This is a genomic window from Desulfosporosinus sp. I2, from assembly GCF_000960765.1.
Taxonomy (GTDB): domain Bacteria; phylum Bacillota; class Desulfitobacteriia; order Desulfitobacteriales; family Desulfitobacteriaceae; genus Desulfosporosinus.
In genome coordinates, this window is record NZ_JYNH01000083.1 from 1 (window position 1) to 20,813 (window position 20,813).

At 40.3% G+C, this 20,813-nt stretch carries 16 protein-coding genes and 1 pseudogene; 2 read left to right on the forward strand and 15 right to left on the reverse strand.

Annotated elements, in window-relative coordinates:
• Positions 1 to 334: 334 nt before the first annotated feature.
• The 3 genes and pseudogenes from UF75_RS30230 to UF75_RS16745 all read right to left on the reverse strand — a co-directional run bounded on the left by UF75_RS30230 (position 335) and on the right by UF75_RS16745 (position 5,156).
• Positions 335 to 508: a hypothetical protein gene (locus tag UF75_RS30230; protein ID WP_242860287.1), complete on the reverse strand. Its 174-nt coding sequence runs from the start codon at positions 506 to 508 to the stop codon at positions 335 to 337.
• Positions 509 to 796: 288 nt separating this feature from the next.
• Positions 797 to 3,214 (reverse strand): DNA gyrase subunit A, encoded by a 2,418-nt coding sequence (gene gyrA / locus UF75_RS16740; protein WP_045575727.1) that lies wholly within the window; start codon positions 3,212 to 3,214, stop codon positions 797 to 799.
• A gap of 26 nt (positions 3,215 to 3,240) precedes the next feature.
• Positions 3,241 to 5,156 (reverse strand): annotated as a pseudogene (locus UF75_RS16745) (DNA gyrase subunit B).
• A gap of 197 nt (positions 5,157 to 5,353) precedes the next feature.
• Between UF75_RS16745 and UF75_RS16750 the strand changes: the two are divergent.
• Positions 5,354 to 6,916: a ClC family H(+)/Cl(-) exchange transporter gene (locus UF75_RS16750; RefSeq protein ID WP_045575728.1), complete on the forward strand. Its 1,563-nt coding sequence runs from the start codon at positions 5,354 to 5,356 to the stop codon at positions 6,914 to 6,916.
• Between the two features lie 156 nt (positions 6,917 to 7,072).
• On the opposite strand, the gene UF75_RS16755 is transcribed toward UF75_RS16750, so the two are convergent.
• Both UF75_RS16755 and UF75_RS16760 read right to left on the reverse strand, forming a co-directional pair.
• Positions 7,073 to 7,495, reverse strand: coding sequence for a universal stress protein (locus UF75_RS16755; RefSeq protein ID WP_045575729.1), 423 nt, complete (start codon positions 7,493 to 7,495; stop codon positions 7,073 to 7,075).
• Positions 7,496 to 7,549: 54 nt separating this feature from the next.
• The gene (locus UF75_RS16760; RefSeq protein WP_242860288.1) at positions 7,550 to 8,149 is read right to left on the reverse strand and encodes an HPP family protein; all 600 of its coding nucleotides are present in this window, start codon (positions 8,147 to 8,149) and stop codon (positions 7,550 to 7,552) included.
• A 162-nt stretch (positions 8,150 to 8,311) separates the two neighbouring features.
• Here UF75_RS16760 and UF75_RS16765 point away from each other — a divergent pair, with 162 nt between their 5' ends.
• On the forward strand, positions 8,312 to 9,346 hold the full coding sequence (locus UF75_RS16765) for a metallophosphoesterase (protein ID WP_052693375.1): 1,035 nt from the start codon (positions 8,312 to 8,314) through the stop codon (positions 9,344 to 9,346).
• Positions 9,347 to 9,630: 284 nt separating this feature from the next.
• Here UF75_RS16765 and UF75_RS16770 read toward each other — a convergent pair whose 3' ends face one another.
• The 10 genes from UF75_RS16770 to UF75_RS30235 all read right to left on the reverse strand — a co-directional run.
• On the reverse strand, positions 9,631 to 10,737 hold the full coding sequence (locus tag UF75_RS16770; protein ID WP_045575730.1) for a 4Fe-4S dicluster domain-containing protein: 1,107 nt from the start codon (positions 10,735 to 10,737) through the stop codon (positions 9,631 to 9,633).
• 121 nt (positions 10,738 to 10,858) lie between these two features.
• The gene (locus UF75_RS16775) at positions 10,859 to 12,874 is read right to left on the reverse strand and encodes an FAD-dependent oxidoreductase (protein ID WP_045575731.1); all 2,016 of its coding nucleotides are present in this window, start codon (positions 12,872 to 12,874) and stop codon (positions 10,859 to 10,861) included.
• 135 nt (positions 12,875 to 13,009) lie between these two features.
• Positions 13,010 to 13,624, reverse strand: a complete 615-nt coding sequence (locus UF75_RS16780; RefSeq protein WP_045575732.1) for a nitroreductase family protein — start codon at positions 13,622 to 13,624, stop codon at positions 13,010 to 13,012.
• Positions 13,625 to 13,791: 167 nt separating this feature from the next.
• Positions 13,792 to 14,220: a MarR family transcriptional regulator gene (locus UF75_RS16785; protein ID WP_045575740.1), complete on the reverse strand. Its 429-nt coding sequence runs from the start codon at positions 14,218 to 14,220 to the stop codon at positions 13,792 to 13,794.
• Between the two features lie 218 nt (positions 14,221 to 14,438).
• On the reverse strand, positions 14,439 to 16,337 hold the full coding sequence (locus tag UF75_RS16790; RefSeq protein WP_045575733.1) for an ABC transporter ATP-binding protein: 1,899 nt from the start codon (positions 16,335 to 16,337) through the stop codon (positions 14,439 to 14,441).
• A complete protein-coding gene (locus UF75_RS16795; protein ID WP_045575734.1) occupies positions 16,334 to 18,061 on the reverse strand; it encodes an ABC transporter ATP-binding protein in 1,728 nt (575 codons plus the stop codon). Before UF75_RS16795 ends, UF75_RS16790 begins: the two co-directional genes overlap by 4 nt.
• Before the next feature lie 31 nt (positions 18,062 to 18,092).
• Complete coding sequence (locus tag UF75_RS16800; RefSeq protein WP_045575735.1) at positions 18,093 to 18,542, reverse strand: MarR family transcriptional regulator; 450 nt, start codon at positions 18,540 to 18,542, stop codon at positions 18,093 to 18,095.
• Between the two features lie 397 nt (positions 18,543 to 18,939).
• Positions 18,940 to 20,064: a toxic anion resistance protein gene (locus UF75_RS16805; RefSeq protein ID WP_045575736.1), complete on the reverse strand. Its 1,125-nt coding sequence runs from the start codon at positions 20,062 to 20,064 to the stop codon at positions 18,940 to 18,942.
• Between the two features lie 33 nt (positions 20,065 to 20,097).
• Positions 20,098 to 20,718, reverse strand: a complete 621-nt coding sequence (locus tag UF75_RS16810; RefSeq protein ID WP_242860289.1) for a YceG family protein — start codon at positions 20,716 to 20,718, stop codon at positions 20,098 to 20,100.
• Positions 20,646 to 20,813, reverse strand: a 168-nt coding sequence (locus UF75_RS30235) for a YceG family protein (RefSeq protein WP_242860291.1), incomplete at its 5' end; no start/stop codon positions are given. The genes UF75_RS16810 and UF75_RS30235, both read right to left, overlap by 73 nt.

The window sequence follows — 20,813 nt, forward strand, 5'->3', positions numbered from 1 at the left end:
CGGACGGTCTGGGTGTCACCGGAGCCAAGGATGGCGGGAGGTGACCAAAGACCATAATCTTTGTTTATTCTTGCGCATCTTTTGTGGCGCTCAGTTATAATACCATTTTAGGCCTATGCTGTCAACATATTATTTGATTAAAATTATCGAATTGTAAAGAAACCTCAATTGGTAATATTTGTAATTTTAATATTAGATATAGACAAAAATACATCAGAGTGATTCTATGGTTATTATCCTTCTAACGAATTCTCGACAGCGTGAAAAGCTGCCTTAAAATGATCATTCTTAATAATCTGAGCAATCATATCTTGTTTTTACTTCCTCTGTGTATTCATGAAAGATGGGGTTTTAAATCCCATTCATCTTTTGAAGGGTAATACCGCAAATTGGCTCTGACTGTTTTTTCATTGTCATCTTTTCTAAATACTAAAGTTAATGCGTAATTGTTAAAATTATATTCATTGTCAAAGCCTGACCCGTTTACACTTAAATCAGAAATTTTCATCTCTTTTATACCTCCACTTTAGCTCACGTTCGTGTTATATTATGTAATTTAGGCTACTTCTTTATGCAAATATATTTTTAACAGAGTATCCAACTAGGTCCCTCACGGATTGAGTTAGGAGATCAAAGAAAGAGATTAAACCAAATCGTTAAATACATGGGCCGAGCGTTTTCGACGATAATCTCATATGGACAATGATACCATAAGCTTTAGTCACCGAAACAAAAAGTGAAACTCCCACTAACAAGAAGTGGGAGTCCTATGCATCAAAATAATAATCTATATCCTCTAGATAATAGTCTCTGCAAAATCATTTAATATAACAGGAATCCATTGCGTTCCAGCTTTTGTCCGAGGCTCTAATTTAACATTCTTTACGTCAATCTTTGTGACAGTTCCACTGACTTGGATGATGTTTAATAAATCATCCTCTTGAACCTGGGCAATACCTATGACAAAACCCGTTATTACAGGGTCTACCTTCCCAATAGCAATCCCCTTTCCTGATCGTCCTTGGGATTTATATTCCGTAAAAGAAGTCCTTTTTAGGAATCCGCGTTCAGTAACTGTGATAAGAGCCCTTAATGGATTATCTCCTGAAGGTAACAATAACCCATCGACAACCCAATCCTCATCCCCTAAGGCTATTCCTTTGACACCACGGGATTTTCGACCCATCGGATTAATTTCCGTCTCTGCATAACGAATCGATTGTCCTTTATAAGTTGCCAGAAATAATTCATTTAGTCCATCGCTTAGGAAGACTTTAACGACGCGGTCACCTTCTTTTAGTCCAATAGCCTCGGGAGAGCGAGCGTTTACAAAATCACTTGCCTGACAGCGCATAACCTGACCATCCTTAGTCACAAAAACAAGGTAAACCCCTTCAGATGTATCTTTGATAGATAAAGTCGAAACTACTTTATCTCCATTTGGTAAAGGAAATAGATTGGTTAAGGGACCGCCTTTATCTTTATACCCCATATCTGGAACTGTCTTTGCATTAATACTATAAAACTTTCCAGTAGTGGTAAAGAAATAGAGCGTATCCCTTTCTGAACAGGTTATCTTCTCCACTAAATAATCTCCATCTTTGAATACGTAGAGCAAGGCATTTGCTTTGTTCTTCTTAGTTGGGAGGGCTGTCCTTTTAATATAGCCATTCTTAGTAAGCATAATTTCATTGAGGCTTTCCGGTTCAGCAAAAGAACTTAGGTCCAGCTGATTTCTCATTTCTTCAGGCAAAATAATGGTGCGTCGATCATCTCCGTACTGATCAGAAATGTCCTTTAGTTCTTTCTTAATAATGCTGTAAACTTTATTCACATCCGAGAGAATACTTTCTAACTCAGCTATTAATTTCAAAATATCTGCATGCTCATTTTTAATCCCATCTAATTCGAAATTCGTTAAATGTTGAAGCTTCATATCCAAAATCGCTTGTGCTTGAATTTCAGAGAGTTCAAAACGGCTAATTAAGCTAGCCTTGGCCAAAGAAGGGGTCTTACTGGCGCGAATAAGGTCAATCACCTCATCAAGATTATTAATCGCTATAACCAGTCCTTCTAGAATGTGTGCTTTTAAACGTGCCTTCTCTAAGTCGAATTCTGTGCGTTTGATAACGACAATTCTTCTATGGTTAATAAATGCAGCATTTATCTCCTTAAGTCCCAGAACCTTCGGAGTACCTTCTGCCGTAATCACTAAATTAATAATCCCAAATGTATCTTCCATCTGAGTATACTTATATAGAAGGCGCAAAACGCTTAGCGGATCCGCTTCCTTGCGACATTCGATCACGAGTCGAATCCCTTCCCGATCGGATTCATCCCTAACCTCGCTTATTCCCTCGATTTTTCCCACGTCAGCAAGTGTTTCTATCTTGGCTGCTAGCGTTGATTTATTAACTTGATAAGGAATCTCAGTAATAATAATTAAGCTTTTACCATTTTTAACTTGTTCAATGATCGCCTTACCGCGCATCGTCACTTTTCCGCGTCCGGTTTTGTAGGCATTAACAATACCTTCCGTGCCAATAATTACCCCGCCCGTAGGAAAGTCTGGTCCAATCACCTTTTCCATAAGTTCGTCAACCGTTATTTGAGGATTATCAATTTGAAGGATCACACTGGCCACAACTTCTCTCAAATTGTGGGGAGGCATATTAGACATCATACCTACAGCAATTCCTGAACCTCCATTAACTAGAAGATTGGGAAAAGGGCTAGGTAGAACGGCGGGTTCTTTTAAACGTTGATCATAATTCAATTTGAAAAGGACCGTGTTTTTCTCAATGTCTTGAGTTATGAGCTGAGATAAAGGGGTCATTCTCATTTCTGTGTAACGCATTGCGGCTGCATTATCCCCATCGATCGAGCCAAAATTCCCTTGACCATCCACCATCGGATAGCGTGTAGCCCAAGGTTGCGCCATGCGTACTGCGGAATCATAGATTGACGAGTCGCCATGGGGATGGTACTTTCCCATACAGTCCCCCACCAAACGCGCTGACTTGCTATACGGTTTATCCGCATACATCCCAATTTCATCCATCGAAAAAAGAATTCTGCGATGAACAGGTTTTAACCCATCCCTAACATCAGGAACTGCCCGCTGTAATATGACATGTTTAGAATAACCTAAGAAGGATTCCGGCAAAACATCCTCAAGGGGACGTTGGCTAATGTTGTCTTCTAATATACTCATCGGGTATTAACTCCTCCTAAAAAACTCTACATATCATCATCGGTAAAGACGATATTCTCCATTAGAAAATCACGTCTGGGCTCGACTTGCTCACTCATGAGGATTCTTAGTTTCCGTTCTGCTTCCAGAAGATCATCGATCGTCACCTGAATCATGCGTCGATTGGCCGGATTCAAGGTTGTTTCCCAAAGCTGCTCTGGATTCATTTCCCCAAGGCCCTTGTAACGTGAAATCTTGGCAGTTTTCCCTAATTCCTTAAGTTCTTTCTTAAGCTCGTTTTCGTCGAATGCGTAGCGGATTATCTTGCCTCGTTCTTTTTCAATTTTATATAACGGAGATTGAGCAATAAAAACTCGTCCGTTTAAAATGAGTGGTTTCATATATAGCGATAGAAAAAGGTCAACAGCAGACAGCGGATATGCGCTCCGTCAATGTCTGCATCCGTCATAATACAAACTCGTGCATAGTTACCCTTCTCTAAATCAAATTCTTTTCCAATACCCGAGCCTACGGCTGTAATAATGCTCCTGATCTCCTCATTTTCCAAGACCTTATCCATCTTGGCCCGGTAAGTGTTAATAACTTTTCCTCGCAAAGGAAGAATGGCTTGAAATCGTCGATCACGACCCATTTTAGCTGAACCGCCTGCACTATCCCCTTCAACAAGAAAAAGTTCATTGCGGGATTTATCCTTCCCGCTACAGGCTGCGAGTTTACCGCTTAACGCCTTAACTTCGGCATCACGAGCTTTCTTTTTTAACTCCTTTGCTTTCTTAGCAGCGAGTCTCTGCAGGCAAGTCGTTAATGACCGATTGATAACCTCTTTAGCAACCGAAGGGTTTTGATCAAAGAATTGGCTTATCCCCTCATTAGTGAGCGACTGAACAATCCCTTCAACTTCCATATTAGAAAGTCTTGTTTTGGTCTGTCCCTCGAATTGAGGATCTTTGATCTTGAGGGATAGTACACAAGTCAAACCATCTTTAAGGTCATCTCCAATCAGATTTTCATCTTTTTTGAAAAGATTGTTCTTGCGCCCATAAAGATTAAAAACTTTGGTTAAAGCTGTGCGGAACCCTGATTCATGAGTCCCACCCTCATCGGTAGGAATGTTATTGACATAGGAATGCAGAGATTCATCCTCTCCATCGTTGTACATAATGGCACACTCTACAACGACATCGTCTTTCTCCCCTTTAAAATAGATGGGTTTCTTATGCACAGGGGAAACGCTCGATACTTTATTTAAGTGTTCGATAAATCCAATGATTCCATTTTTAGAATAAAAGGTTTCCGATTTAATTTCTCCGCGTAGATCAGTCAGAATAATAGTTAAACCATTGTTGAGAAATGATAGCTCCATCAAACGACTGCGCAGGGTGTCATATTTAAAGACGGTAGTCTCTTTGAAAATGAGGGGATCGGGTTTAAAAACGACCGAAGTACCTGTTCCGATCACTTTTTTACCAATAATATGTAAATCAGATTTGAGCTGACCTCCATTGACATACTCTACACGATAGCATTTTCCATTCCGTCTTATATCTACAGTCAAGTAAAGAGACAAGGCATTTACAACACTTGCCCCAACACCATGCAATCCACCCGACGTTTTGTAGGTATTCCCATCAAACTTCCCTCCGGCATGTAACGTTTCAAAAGCTAAGCGTACAGCCGAAACTTTCTTGACAGAATGTATATCAACTGGAATTCCACGCCCATTGTCCACAATCGTCATCGAGCCATCTGGATTAATAGTGACCTCAATTCGATCACAAAATCCGACCCCAGCCTCGTCGATTGCGTTATCAATAATTTCATAAGCAAGGTGGTGTAGCCCTCTGCTCCCCGTGGAACCGATATACATGCCAGGTCGTTTGCGAACGGCCTCCAATCCTTCTAAGACCTGAATGGACTCTGCATTATATTGAGTTTCTGACAAGACCAGTTCACATCCTTTTTATTCTTATTAATTCGATGGTTGCTAATTAATAAGTAGAATATCACCTGCTGAGCCCCTTTGTCCACAACTAGAAAGATTAAACTATAGGAACATAGGTTCTTGAGCAGAAGAACTAGTCGTGCTATGATGGATAAATACTTGATATTATACTTCTCTAAAGTAATGGGGGTAATCGTTTGACAACAAAGACATTTCACCATTTGATCCATTGGCGTGACTTTAAACTTAAGGTTTTTTTTGAAGGGATTATAATTGGACTATTTTCAGGCCTAATTATAGTGGCTTTTAGATACAGTTTAGAGCGGGCAGAGTCATTAAGAGAATCTCTTTTCCACTTGGGTAATTTTAATAGTTTAAAAATAATCATCTTACTTCTCGGACTTGGCCTTATTGCATTTATATTAAATATGATTGTTAAGCATGAACCTCTTGTAAGTGGTAGCGGTATACCACAAGTGAAAGGGGTTTTAACGGGTCACCTAAAAATGAAATGGGCAAAGGTTCTCGTTCTTAAGTTCGTCGGTGGTGTTCTAGCGATTGGAGCTGGTTTATCTTTAGGGCGTGAAGGACCTTCCGTGCAAATAGGAGCCGCCGTAGGTCAAGGTGTAAGTAGACTTTTAGGTCGTTTAAAAATTGAGGAAAAGTTTTTAATTACCAGCGGAGCAAGTGCAGGTTTGGCAGCTGCTTTTAATGCCCCTTTAGCTGGTGTAATATTTGCAATGGAAGAACTCAACAAAAACTTTTCTCCGGCCATTTTAATGTCAACTGTGGCGGCCTCCCTTTCAGCAGACTTTATAACCAAACTTTTCTACGGTTCAACGTCGGCCTTTAATTTCCCACTTCTCCCGATTTTACCTGTGAATTATTACATTTACTTAATCGGATTAGGTCTTTTGATCGGATTATTCGGTGGATTTTTCAACCGTTCATTACTCAAAACCCTTGAAATTAAGGAAAAAATGGGTTTACCCAACACGTTAGTCATTCTAATTCCATTACTAATGGCCGGGATATTAGGCTATTTTCTACCTGAAGTGCTTGGCGGAGGTAATCATTTAATAGACTCTCTAGGCCAAAGTTATTTCCCGATAAGTCTGCTGATTATTTTAGTCTTAACAAAGTTTTTCTTTACCTTAATTAGCTATGGTACAGGTGTACCAGGTGGGATATTTTTACCGATCCTAGTGATCGGCGCATTAACAGGAAACATCTACAGCGATTTGATTATAAAACTTTTCAATGTTAACCCATCTTATGCTAATAATTTTATAATCTTTGCCATGGCAGCCTATTTTACGGCCGTTGTGAAAGCGCCTATTACCGGAAGTATACTTATTACGGAAATGACCGGCTCATTTAGTCACTTATGGGCGCTTATTACTGTTTCAACAGTGGCATATCTGTCCAGTGATTTTTTAAAAACCAAACCCATATATGAAGCACTTTATGATCGCATCTTATCAAGAAAGAGCAGTACAATAAACGAAAAGGAAACAATGATACTTATCGAAACCGTCATATGTCTAGGTTCAGAAATCAGTGGGAAAAGTGTTAAACAAATTGTTTGGCCCAAACATTGTCTGTTAGTTAATATTAAACGAGGAGATCAGGACATAATACCTCAAGGAGATACGCGAATTTATCCTGGAGATCATATCTTCGCTCTTGTCAACGAGAACCGTGCCGTAGATATTGAACAATCCCTTTGCTTACTTTCCGATGAAAAGCTCATGGTTTAACTAAGTTTTTAACTATACAGAATTTTAGGATAACACACTTTATACCAAGCACATGAATTGTTCAATACATAAACTGGTGTATTTATTAAACCTATAACCTGATTTTGTAATATAATAAATAAGGACGCTCGGAAACTAATCTTCCGAGCGTCCTTATTATTTAACAATCATGACCGGACATTCTGCTTTGCTTAAAACCCGTTGACTAACGCTTCCCAGCAAAGATCCGGTAAGCGTTCCGTACCCACGGTTTCCCATTATTACAAGATCAATTTGTTCGTTCTTAATCACTTCCAGAATAGTTGCCGCTGGATGCCCAGGTATTTGTTTCTTCTCTATGGCTATATCAGTATCAATCCCGTTCAGGGCTACAGTCAAAACTTCTCTTCCGTATATACTGATTTCTTCCTGAGGTACCGAAATCCCTTCTGAAAGCGTATAGCCCATGGCCTCTGGGGTATAAACCACGTGCAAGAGGACGATTTGAGAAGCAAACTTTTTCGCCAATTCCAAGGCCAGCATCAAAGCACGTTGAGCTGAGTCAGAAGCGTCCGTTGGAACCAAAATAGTCTTAAACATTCGTTCTCCCTCCTTATCCAAAAGAATAACTACTAACTTCTATCTTCTGATTCCCTAAAACCAATACCTTGGATAGTGTCTATTGGGAGATAGGTTATTTACCAGAAGCCCGATTATTATCAAAATTACAGCACCTGCTGCAATCGGAGTCACAATATAGCTAGAATTGGCTTTACTCAAAACGGCAAATAGAGCAGTTGCTCCTCCCGGTGGATGTGTTGTCTTGGTAAGAAGCATTACGACCAATGCTAGGGCGGTGCCCAAGGCAGGAGACCACCAAGTTAACCCAAACATCATAAAAGTAGCCACGCCCGCAGCAGCCGAAAGAGTATGACCAAAAAACACATTTCGGGGTTGGGACAAAGGGGCATCAGGAACACCGTAAATCAACACTGCGGATGCGCCAAAAGATGTCACTACCGCCACGTCAAATTTTTGAGAATAAAACACGATGGCTGTTATCCCTACAAAAGCACCAACCCAGGTAATGATTACGTCTAAGGTTGGAGGGGAAACAAGGGGAGTTGACCTTTTATAGCCCTTCATTTTGGATATGTATTTAATCAACAAGGTAGCTACCCTCCGGATCAAAGCCATCGCACTCTTAGGAGTAGAAATAGTTTCAGTTTCCCCCAGCCTATTTACTTCTTGCAATTCAACTCACTCCCAACTCAAGTTCCATATCCTGATTATAAGCCTATTTCAACTTAGATACTGTGAACGATGTCACACTTTTTCCAGTAATCCTCCACTATTCAAAATGGAGGCAAGCATGCCATAATGGAATTATTGACTACAAGGATTAGGAGGAAGTCTATGAGAAAGGTCCTACTGCTTCTGCTCCCTTTCATGTTTCTTATCGCAGCCAATGTATCGGGATCAAACAGTGCTTTCTCGCTCACTCAAGTAAGAACTTTACCAACTTTCGAAAAGTCTTCTCCCTCTCCCATCGTTTCTACCCCAAGACCAGAACTAGACGAATCGGAGCAAATTAATGATTTACGTTTTGGAGTGGTTAGCGACATTCACGTAAGAAGTATTGATTCTGTGGCCCAAAACAAGTTTCTACAGATGCTTAGTGAAATGGAAAAACTTAAGGTCTCAGATTTAGTGATCAACGGCGATTTAGGAGATGGGATGCCGCAAGACTACACTACTTTAGAAAAACTTACTAGGCGACAGAATAACGGTCCAAAGATTTATTACACAATTGGAAACCATGAGTTTTACAAGGCTTATCACAACCCTATTACCAACGCCTGGAGCCCTGAAACCTTCCCCAACGGCGAAACCGACGATGCCGCTCTTAGTCGGTTTCTCGACTTTACAAAGCGTAGTAAAGTTTACTATGATAAATATTTAAAAAGCTATCATTTTATCTTTCTTGGATCAGAGAAATCAGCAATCACTGATCAGACCTATGGCGATAGAGCCTATCTATCAGAAGAGCAGTTAGGTTGGCTAGAGTCAAAGCTCAAGGAAAATTATTCACCTGGTAAGCCAATTTTCGTATTCCTCCATCAACCACTGCTTAAGCTTGGGTCTACCCTAAACAGGCCAGACTTTGTCATCCAAGCTGATCGCCTACGAGAAATCCTTAATCAATTTCCGGAGGTGATTTTTTTCACCGGCCATATTCACCGTCAATTGAAACTTCCCACAACAATCCTCAAAGAAGAGTTTATCATGGTAAACTCTTCTTCAGTCGCCCTTCCCCGAGATGTTAACGGGCAGGCCCTCCCTAACCAAAGTGAAGGTCTAGTTGTCGAAGTCGTTGAAAATAAAGTGAGTATCAAAGGGAGGGACTTCCTGTCCAAAACCTGGATTCCGGAAATGCAATACAAGTTATAAGCGCTTCAAAGTGCTAGTATACAGAACACTATGACAATCGGTATTTACTCGGATTCGGCGAAAGAATTCACTTCGTTTTCTCTGGGGTCGATTTGACAAGGGACCAAACGTCGAATCTTCAATGTGGCGAGGGGCAGGGCCTAATTTGAAGTTTATAAAGTTCTTGAGTTTAAAAAGCGAAGCCTGTTTCCGTTGGAACCGGAAACAGGCTTCATTAATAATGATTGTATAAGCTTTACGCTATTTCTTTGACGCATATAAAACGAAATCTTAAGACTTTTAGCTTATCTGCCCTTCTCCGTGGCCATTCGCTTAAATTTCTCTCGAGCGTTTTCTGGCGGAATAGATAATACTTCACGACGGGACATAACTAGCGAGCTACTTGGACAGGCAGCGGAACACACTCCACAACCAATACAGATCTCACTCTTCAAAACTGGCACTTCAATCCCATTACCCTGATCCGTCATAGAAATTGCATGGATATGGCACTTATCGGCGCAGATACCACAGCTAACGCAGTTTTCAAGTTCGAAGGATGGGATGAAATTACTCGGGTGGGTGGCGAAGATCTGTTGTTCATTGATCCCCCGGAGAACATTACAGCAACATCCGCAGCAATTACAAATGTAGGTTGGTTTATTCATCACATTGTCACACATGTGAACTAAACCATACTCTTGAGTTTGATCAAGCACTCTCAACAGATCATCCACGGTTGCCGGTTTGCCTAACCCCTTACGAACAATCCATTCAGCGGCTCCACCAAGGGACATACAGACTTCCACTGGTGCATCACAAGCTTTACCGAGATGAGCTCGTTCGTGTCGACAAGCACACATGGTAATGGCGCCTCCCCCGGATTGCCGAATGATTTCTGTCGCTTTTTCATAGTCCAATACTTCAGTTTCTACTGCTAAGGGCATGACCTTTTCATAAATCAGGGTTCGCATGATTTTTGTATCCAGGCCAGCAATTTCTCGCATGGCCCCAGGACTGTGAAAGTAAGTGTCAAATAGTTCTGCCAACTCTTTCATGTTGACTTGGTCCCTTGTCCTCATAAACGTATACTCGAAGAATCCAACTAAAACTGGCGCTAACATATAATAGAAGGAATCTTTCCGAGGAATATCTAGTACCAATCCTTTATCAGACATTCCATCTAAGATAATCTTTAATTCACGTTCCTCTATACCGGTAACAGACGAGATTTTAGTTAAGGACATCGGAATTAATGAGAATTGGCTACCCACTAAAGCTTCACTCTCTGTATAGAGACGATGAAGAATTGCCATAAGGTCCTCATTGATCGGTGCACCTTCTGGAGCTTTACTTAAACGTTCGGCAAGTGCATGGTATATCTCTTCTTTGGCATTTATGATATGACCCAAACTCTTTTCCCTCCTTTAATCGAGGTTCGATGCGCGAACTGCGAGGTTCGATATTGAATAATTCATACTGCGGCTTTTGTTGTCCTCTTTAAAACCTTCGGACCTCGAATTTCGCGCATCGCTATTTGCTCCCTTCAGCGTAGGCCTCATGGATAGCATCAAGGACTTTACGAGGTTTAACTGCATCCCCGATAATACTCAAAGACTCAAGCTTACCTTGTAGGGCTGAGTAGAGTTCATTTTGGGAACTGGAGCCCACAGCTAAGATAACGGTATCTGCCGGAAGAACCTTTTGCACTCCGTCGCTCTCAACTAACACACCGTCCGAACGAATTTCAAGTACTTTGTTTTCCTCCAGACAGTTAACTCTGTACCGTTTCAAATCTGCCAACATAGACCAACGAGTACTGGGACCGATGTCCCGTCCGATTCCTTTAGCCATCTCTAAAACTGTGATTCTTTTAGTTCCTTGAGTTGCCAAACGATAGAGTTCTTTATCAGTTTCTGCTTGCTGCACCAGTAGGAAGCGCAAGCTTTCATTATCTAGTGTACCAGATTCCGCTAGCAGGAGCGCAGTATCAACTCCGACAGCTCCACCTCCAACGATTATAACGTTTTTCCCCGTTTTTTTATGGCCCAACAAAACATCCCAAGCCTGCAGAACCTCGGTTCCGGCTTCAATTTTGATGGGAGGAGTTATGGGACGAGCACCCGTGGCAATGACAACCCTATCAAATTCTCCATTCTGGACAGCCGAAAGAACTTTTTCAGGGGTAGCCATAATATTATAATCAATTGTCACCCCTAATTCCAGACAGATATTAGCTAAGTAAGTTCCAAAATACAAAAAATCTCGACGTCCAGGAGGCGCTCCGGCTAAAGCTAATTGTCCTCCAGTCTTGTCACTTGCTTCCCAAATCGTGACTTTATGTCCTCTTAACGTTGCTATACGTGAAAATTCTAATCCAGCTGAACCTGCCCCAATCACTAAAATCTTTTGCCTTTGAGCAGGTGGGTTGTTTCGTGCCAATTCGGCTAATTCTGCTTCCCGGCCTGCCTCAGCGTTGACCAAACAACTTACAGGTTTCAGTTGAAAGATATTGTCCAAACAACCCTGATTACATCCAATACAAGGACGAATGGTATCTGAATTTCCGGCCATAGCCTTTTGGGGGAACTCTGGATCGGCCAACAGGGATCGGGCCATGCCAATAAAGTCTGCCTTACCCTCCTGCAAAATCTCCTCAGCCAATTCAGGCGTGTTAATCCGGTTACAAGCGATCACAGGGATTGAAACTACTTGTTTAATGCCGTTAGCTAAATAGACATAAGCTCCGGGGGGAACATTCATGGTCAGCTGAGGGACTTGGGTTTCATGCCACCCACCCGTTACATTAAGAGCATTAACTCCAATTTTCTCAAGAGCTTGACAAAAAGCCCGAGACTCTGTGTTCGTGTGACTACCGGATACAAAATCATTTCCCGCAACTCGAACAATGATGGGGAAATCTAATCCAACCGCGTTACGTACTGCCTGTACCACTTCAAGTCCAAACGTCATGCGGGCTTGTAAGTCTCCACCATAGCGATCCGTTCGTTGATTGGTGACTGGGGAAAGGAACTGGGAAATAAGGTACCCAGCACTGGCAATAATTTCAACCCCATCAAACCCTGATACTTGTGCTCTTTTAGCTGCATTGGCAAACGAAGCAATCACTTCAATAATCTTTTCCTGAGTAAGTTCTACCGGTGTTTGCCTGGTCAACTTTGATGGAATAGGAGAAGGAGCCACAGAAGGTTGGCCAGTCAAAGCAGAGTGAGCATACCTTCCGGCTTGGTAAAGCTGAGGGATAATTTTTGCCCCTTCCGCGTGAACAGCATCCACTAAACGACGCAAACCTGGAATATATCGATCGTCATCAAGTTGAGTCATACCAAAAGCGTTTCCAATCAGGTCAATACCACATCCGCCAACCACAATCAGACCAACTCCACCACGGGCCCGGGCACGATAAAACTCAATCAGTTGATCATTTACTTCTCCTTTAGGACTATAACCTAAATGCATTGGCGTCATTACCAAACGATTGCGAAGTTGAAGTGTACCAATTTGAGCGGGTGAAAAAAGCATAGACATTTATAAAAGCCCTCCTAATTATAACTTTCTTATACTAGCTTCTTTAATTAATAGACAATAATTTGATAGTCTATAATACCAATCGGCCTCGAATCACGCCGGAATTTTACGGAGCAGAAAGAGCTTATAAAAAGGTTAGTCAACGACTTTGTAGACGATATCTTGGACGCTCACCCGTGGGCGAGGTACTGGATTCTGGTCTGGAAAGCCTACCGGCATTAAGGCAGTGATCACTAAGTGTTCTGGCAATTCCAAAATCTGGCTTATCTGCTTGGCTTTCATCAATTGTACCCAGCAGGTTCCTAAGCCCAATGAAACCGCACGTAGAGAAATATGTTCCACTGCTAAAGCCACATTTAACATGGCATGTGGGATAAATGCCTTTAAAGTATTTGCATCTTTGGGCTTGTCGATGTCCGGATAGATATCAAAGGATTCCGGACCGAATACCCCCGCATCAACCAATTCCTGCAGCCTTTTCCTAGTGTCACGGGCATAGGTCATCAGGTCAGCGCAACAAACCAGTAAAATAGGTGCTTGGCTAAGAAACGTTTGATTAAATGATGCGGCTTGAATTTGTTCTTTCACGTTTTGGTTCTTGACTACAATAAAACGCCACGGTTGATGATTAGTTCCAGATGGAGCTAAACGCGCTGCCTCTAACAATTCCTGCAACATTTCATCGGGTACTGGATCAGATTTGTATTTGCGAATGCTACGCCGCTCAATCATTGCCGTTTTGATATCCAAACTACTTGCCACCTTTCAGGCATTTGCCTAACATGTTTGATTAGGTTTTGGATCCGAGTTCAATAATTATTGAAGTTTCTCCGCTATCTTGATCAGTACCTGATCAAGAAAACGCATAATTATCGCTCCCTCAAAATTGAATATTCGGATATCTCCTGTGAAAAAAATTAATCCAATGCTAATTTTTCAAGAACTTTTTCAAACGTTGCAAACTCCTCTTCAGTAAAGCGTTCTTGTATTTCATGATTCAACTTTTCAGCCAAACAAGTTATCTGCAGAATATTTTGTTTCGCCTTATCTTTAAGAAAGATTAACAACGAGCGCCTATCTTCAGGGTCGTCCCTCCTTTCTACCAAATCCTGACGTTCCAGACGATCCAAGATGGAGGTAAGGGTTGAGCCATCCATCTCTAGGCTTTTAGCAAGGTCTTTAAACTTGACTCCATCATTTTCCCATACTGCGCTCAGTACATAAAATTGAGCAGGAGTAATACCATACTGCGAAAAGCTACTTTCGTAATAACGATGGACCTTTCTCATCACTCTACTGAGCTTATAGCATACATACTTTGACGGTCTACTACTGTTAGTCTTCATCTCGTCCACAATTACACCTCAGTCTATATTGTTGGTACGACATTTATTTGTATAACATTAATTGTATACAAATAATTATGAGTAAAGTATAACTTAGTTTCTTTTTTTTGGCAATATGAATTTTCATTCATTATCAGAATTTTTGTAATTTAAAAAGATGCTGTCTACTTATTTTGACAGCATCTTTTTAAGACTAACTAATAGTTGGCGCTACCTTTTTATACTACTTGACTATCTAAATTCGCACCCGTGAACTGACTGTTATATAGATCCGCATAGAATCCCTTCTGAGCAAGTAGATCCTGATGGTTACCCATTTCAACAATACTTCCTTTGTTCATAACTAGGATCAATTCTGCATCTCTAATCGTAGATAGTCTATGCGCAATCACAAAGCTTGTTCTGCCATTCATAAGTTCCGTCATAGCTCTTTGAATATAAACCTCAGTTCTCGAGTCAACACTACTTGTCGCTTCATCAAGAATTAAGATTGCAGGATCTGCCAGGATGGCCCGCGCAATCGTGAGAAGTTGTTTTTGACCCTGAGATATATTAGAAGCTTCCTCATTTAAGATTGTATTATAGCCATCAGGAAGTGTTTTAATAAAGTGATGAGCATGAGCAGCTCTGGTCGCTTGTATAACCTCTTCTTCTGTAGCACCTTCGCGGCCGTAAGCAATATTTTCCATAATAGTGCCGTTAAAGAGCCAGGTATCTTGAAGCACCATACCGAACATACTGCGTAAAGCACCACGCTTGATATCTCGAATATCAACCCCATCGATCGTTATTTTACCGGCATTTAGTTCATAGAACCGCATTAGCAGGTTGACGAGGGTCGTTTTACCGGCACCCGTTGGCCCGACAATAGCGATTGTATGTCCCTGTTTGACATCGATATTCACATTCTTAATTAGCGGTTCTTCTTCTTTATAGTTAAAATCGACGTTTTCAAATCTTACTTCTCCCTTAGGAAAAGGTATAACTTTAGCATCAGCACTATCCGGAAATTCTTCGACTTCATCAAGCAGTTCAAACACACGCTCAGCGGATGCCACAGTCGATTGAATAATATTAGCAATATTGGCAGTTTGAACGATTGGCATCGTAAATTGTCTTGAATATTGAATAAAGGCTAGAATATCGCCAATAGTAAGGGAACCCCTAATGGCAAAAATAGCACCAACGACACTGACAATTACATAACCTAGATTGCTAACAAATCTCATTAAAGGCATTATGATCCCTGAAATAAATTGAGCTTTATAACCAGCAGTATAAAGTTTAGCATTAATATCATTAAAGGTTTCGATAGATTCATCCTCACGTCCAAAGGCCTTAACAATTCTGTGCCCAGTGTACATTTCTTCGACATGCCCATTAAGTTCTCCCAAGGATTTTTGCTGAGCAGCAAATTGCTTTTGGGAGTGTTTGGCAATATTCATGGTTACTAAAACATAGAGTGGTAGAGTTAAAATAACAATCAGTGTTAATAACGGACTGATAGAAAGCATCATAACCATAACACCGAGAATCGTTACAATAGAAGTAATCAGTTGGGTGAGACTTTGTTGTAGCGTAGTTGAAATATTGTCAAAATCGTTGGTCACACGGCTCAAAATTTCGCCATGCGTTCTGGCATCAAAGAACTTAAGCGGTAAGCGAGAAAGCTTCTCATCAACTTCTTTACGCATATTATAAACCGTTTTTTGGGAAACTCCCGCCATAATATATTGTTGCAAATAACTAAATGCCGCACTAATTAGATATAACCCTAAAAGAATTAACACGATCTGACCGATATATTTGAAATCCATAGATGGAATAGGCTGATGCATCTTTATAGCCATCATTTTGGCAGCGAAGCCTTCTCCGATTTTTGTGATAGCCTTACCCATGACTTTGGGGCCAACAATACTAAAAATTGTGCTCAGGATGGCAAAGATAAACACGGCAATAAATTTGGTTCGCTGAGGCTTTAAATAATTAAGCAGCCTGAAAAGTGTTCCCTTAAAATTCTTTGCTTTTTCCACCGGTTTTCCTATAGATCCCGCCGGTCCACCTGCTCTTCCACCAAAACCTTGTTGGGGTTTATCCACTTTACGTTGTTCACTCACGCTAATTCCTCCTCTGAAAGCTGGGAAGCTACAATCTCACGATATACCTTACAGGAATCTAACAGTTCTTTATGCGTTCCCATGCCAGCTATCTGTCCTTCATCTAAAACAATAATTCGATCAGCATCCCTAACGGTTGAAACACTTTGAGCAATGATAAAAACTGTAGCATCGGCAATTTCAGGCTTAAGTGCTGCTCGTAACCTAGCATCCGTTTTAAAATCTAAAGCGGAAAAGCTATCATCAAAAATATAAATCTCAGCTTTTCTAATTAAAGCACGGGCAATTGAAAGACGTTGCTTCTGTCCGCCCGAAACATTAGTTCCACCCTGGGCAATAGGATGATTAAAGCCTGCTTCTAGCCCAGAAACAAACTCTGTCGCTTGGGCAACCTGTATTGCATGCTCAATCTCAACCATGGTAGCATCTTGTTTGCCGTATTTTATATTTTCAGCAATAGTACCCGAAAAAAGTACCGTTTTTTGAGGAATAAAACCGATCTTAGCACGGAGCACTTTCTGACTCATTTCCCGAACATCGACTCCATCAACCAAAACACTGCCACTTTCCACATCATAGAAACGGGTCATTAAATTAACTAACGTAGATTTCCCTGAACCAGTACCTCCAATAATTGCTGTCAGTTCACCTGGTTTTACACTAAAGGTTATCTTGTTAAGAGCTGGTTGGTCTGCGCCAGGATATCTAAAGGACACATCTTTAAATTCAACAAAGCCTCTTTCTCTATCTGCTTGTTTTGATTTTTCAGGATCAATAATATCAAGATCTGTTTCAAGGACTTCATTTATTCTTACTGCCGAAACCTGAGCACGGGGTATCATAATAAATAACATGACAAGCATGAGCAAGGAGAATAAAATTTGAGTAGCATATTGAATAAAGGCTAAAAGTGACCCAATTTGCATAGTTCCCTCTTCAATTCTAAGAGCACCAAACCAAACGAGTGCCACTGTGGTTAAGTTCATAATCAGCATCATAGCCGGCATTAAGACAGCCATGACTAAATTGACCTTAATTGCGTTGTCCATGAGGTCAGCGTTGGCATCATCAAATCGCATTCTTTCTTTTTCGATGCGATTAAAAGCGCGTACGACTCTGATACCGGTAAGTTTTTCTCGCAAAACAAGATTTAATTTATCGATCTTTTGCTGCATTACCTTAAATAGAGGCAAACCTCTTTTCAAGGTAACACCTATGACACCAAACAGGACTGGAATTGTAACCACCAGTACCCAGGCTAACGGCGTATCCTGTTTTAAGGCCATAATAACTCCGCCAATGCAAGTTAATGGCGCAGTAATCATCATGCTGAGAATTAAAACCGATACTTGCTGAATTTGAGTTACATCATTCGTCGTTCTGGTAATGAGGGTGGCAGTTCCTAATTTATCAAACTCATGCAAGGAAAAACTTTCAACCTTAGCAAAAATCTTTTCACGCAATAGTTTCCCAAAACCAACAGCTGTTTTAGAGGAGAGGTAAGTCGCGATAATTGCGCATAAAGTTCCTCCTGCTGCAATGAGTAACATGAAACCACCAATTTTTAGAATATAGTTTACATCTTTGTTAGCTAAGCCTTTATCAACAATATCTGCCATTAAGGTTGGTAGATAGAGATCCGAAAGCACTTGGATAAAAAGAAGTACAATCACAACAGCTATCTGTATGCTGTATTGTTTTAGAAATTTAAATAATTTAAACATACATATCCCCTTGTCTATTAAATAGTTAAGCTTACTTTACTGTGTTACTCAAAAGTTTTTTAAGAGTATTAAGACCCTTGAAAATATTATTAAGATCTTCAGCAGTACCTTGGTTCATCACATGCTCAAGATTAAGCTTAAAATTTTCATGCATGTCTTGATGCATCTCCTTAAAATGAGGAGAAATACTTACATAAACAACTCTTCGATCCTCTTGACTGCGTTCTCTTACCACCATCCCTTGTTTTTCAAGCCGATCGAGAATCCCTGATACAGTACTATTAGGTAAACAAAGCTTACTACTGAGTTCCGTTATCTTGATCCTCTTTTCTGTGCTTAAGAGTCGAAGTACCATAACTTCTATTGCCGTAATACCTGAATCCTTAAATACTTTACTCATGCTTTGCTTAAAAAGGATCATCACTTCCTGAAAAAGGTTTGCTACTTTAGTGCTTTCATTAGTATCAACAGTATCTACCATTTTTTCTCCACTCCTCAAATCATTTCGGATATGTTTAATTCATCTACGTACATTTCGGATACGTATATTTCAAATACGTTTATTTCGAATACGTTTATTTCGTCTACGAAATATATTACTCTTAAAATTATTGATAGTCAACTGAGAAACTTAATCTCCTATATAGGATATTGAAAAAATTTACATATACTATAATTGTCTCTCGAAAAATACGACTCCATTCCCATATCTGAGAAATAACACTTGTTGTAAATTACCATTTATTTCAGCATATACTTTCCCATCAGTAACTTTATTAAGGGTAAACAACTGGAGAAAACTTGAATCTAGAAGTATAAAAGAGGTACTCACAAAGATAATTGTGAGTACCCCTTTTATACTAGTCAGTGCAGATGCACTATCTTACAATCCCACGATTCACAAAATCCTGTTTGAGGATCTCTAATCTCTTCGTTCCATCTATTCGTTTCTGCCTCATTTCCTCTTGAATTGCTTTTGTTTCCTCGATGCCTTTTACAATGGTCTGCCAAGATTGTTCCAAGGTTTCGATACTAACTGAACTCCCCGAGGCAAGTTTGGCCACCATTTTTGATTGCAAGGCCGTGTTTTCAGCATTTCTCAGTAATAGTTCGTTTGTCTTCTCATCTAAAGCGCTCATCGCTTTTGCTTGAACTGACTGACGTTTTAACATGATTGCTTGAACTAAGCACTGTTTAAAGATGGGCATCGTAATAACAAACGCGGAATTGATTTTGCGCACCAAATTATAATTGCCATATTCAATCGCCTTAATGGTGGGCATACTTTGCACTGCGACGTTTTCTGCAAGTTGCAAATCATAAATTCTTTGTTCCATAATTTCTTGCACTTGCATTAAATTATTGACGTTCATTTGGTCAAGTCGGTCGGCCGTCTGGTTGGCTTTAGCTTGAGCTGCAGGAAGGATATTATTCTTTAGTTCTGCAAGTACCATTTGACCCGCGTAAATATATTGCCCTAACTGCTCATAATACTCCGTGTTCTTCGTAAACATATCCTCTAAATGTTTATTGGCAATATTAATTTCCGCTTCATACTTTTTAAGCGTAACAAAAACTTTGTCCACTTCATCGCCCATCGAGTTGTATTTTTGGAAGAGGGCTTCAACAGAATTTTTAGCTTTAGAGAAGATCTTACCGATAAAACTAGGAGGTTTTTCTTCAAAATCCTTGATATCAAATTTATCCATGATCTTATTCAGTTGAATCAAAAGCTCACCTGAATCCTCAACCTTAGTCGTTTGCATGGAGTGTAGGATAGCGTCCGAGAAACGAGCAACCTCTTCCGCGGAGTTCTTACCGAATGTCATGATAGAGCTAACATCTTCAAGATTAATTTGTCGCACAATACTGCGAACTTCAGGGCTTTCTTGGACTTTGGCCATTACTTCATGTTTCTTCTTTTCGAGATCAAACTCTGGCACAGGTGCCGGTACTAAGCTTTTTTCCTCTGTTAAGGTGGTTGTAAAGCCTTGAATTTCCATTTTTAATCCCCTTTTCAAAAAAAATTAGGCGTATTAACGACGGTTGAAAAATCTAGATAAAAGTCCCAGTTTCGGAGTTGTTGGCGTTGGAATACTGCTTAAGAGTGGAAGCGCTAAGTCGTATTTCACTAAAGGAAGCTGATGAACATCCAAAAGACTCGGTTTGATATACTGTTCAATGGTTCTGTAGTTCGTTGGTGTAAAAATAACAACGTCTAAACCTATAAGATTAAAATAGGCAAGTAAGATGGAGTCATTCTCACTGAAGGATTCTTTTTCATGATCATACACTATCAATTTAGGTATCTCTTGAGGATAGTCAAAAACTTCGATGAGCTTAATTAGGGATTCCTCCATGGTTAAGATCGTCATGATTATTTTTAGCTTGAATTTCTCATCAACCGTTACCAAGAACATTCCTGAGTCAATAAGTTCATTGATCTTAACCATTAGAAAATGCTGTAAAGGCTCTTTAAGATAGCCAAACCGGTAATGCCGACTTTTCCAAACTTTGGATTCATCCAAAAGTCCGTCCTCATTCAGTAAATAGTCGGTCTGGTAAAGCTCCTGCTTAGTATAGCTTATTTGGGTGAATGGGACATCCTGGATAATTTTTGTATGGGAGAAGAGGCAAGTGTTTTGAGGTCTTGCCAATAATCGGCTATTTCCTCGCTAACCCCATTAATTTTGGCAAATAGGTTCGGAACATAAACCTTTTTATTTTGAACTTTAAACTCTGGTCGAAGTTT

Bases quoted from the DNA above. Each gene is read 5' to 3' on its own strand.
- UF75_RS30230 (WP_242860287.1), bottom strand. From the start codon at position 508: ATGAAAATTTCTGATTTAAGTGTAAACGGGTCAGGCTTTGACAATGAA.
- gyrA (WP_045575727.1), bottom strand. From the start codon at position 3,214: ATGAGTATATTAGAAGACAACATTAGCCAACGTCCCCTTGAGGATGTT.
- UF75_RS16755 (WP_045575729.1), bottom strand. From the start codon at position 7,495: ATGTTTAAGACTATTTTGGTTCCAACGGACGCTTCTGACTCAGCTCAA.
- UF75_RS16765 (WP_052693375.1), top strand. From the start codon at position 8,312: ATGAGAAAGGTCCTACTGCTTCTGCTCCCTTTCATGTTTCTTATCGCA.
- UF75_RS16775 (WP_045575731.1), bottom strand. From the start codon at position 12,874: ATGTCTATGCTTTTTTCACCCGCTCAAATTGGTACACTTCAACTTCGC.
- UF75_RS16785 (WP_045575740.1), bottom strand. From the start codon at position 14,220: ATGAAGACTAACAGTAGTAGACCGTCAAAGTATGTATGCTATAAGCTC.
- UF75_RS16795 (WP_045575734.1), bottom strand. From the start codon at position 18,061: ATGTTTAAATTATTTAAATTTCTAAAACAATACAGCATACAGATAGCT.
- UF75_RS16800 (WP_045575735.1), bottom strand. From the start codon at position 18,542: ATGGTAGATACTGTTGATACTAATGAAAGCACTAAAGTAGCAAACCTT.
- UF75_RS16805 (WP_045575736.1), bottom strand. From the start codon at position 20,064: ATGGAAATTCAAGGCTTTACAACCACCTTAACAGAGGAAAAAAGCTTA.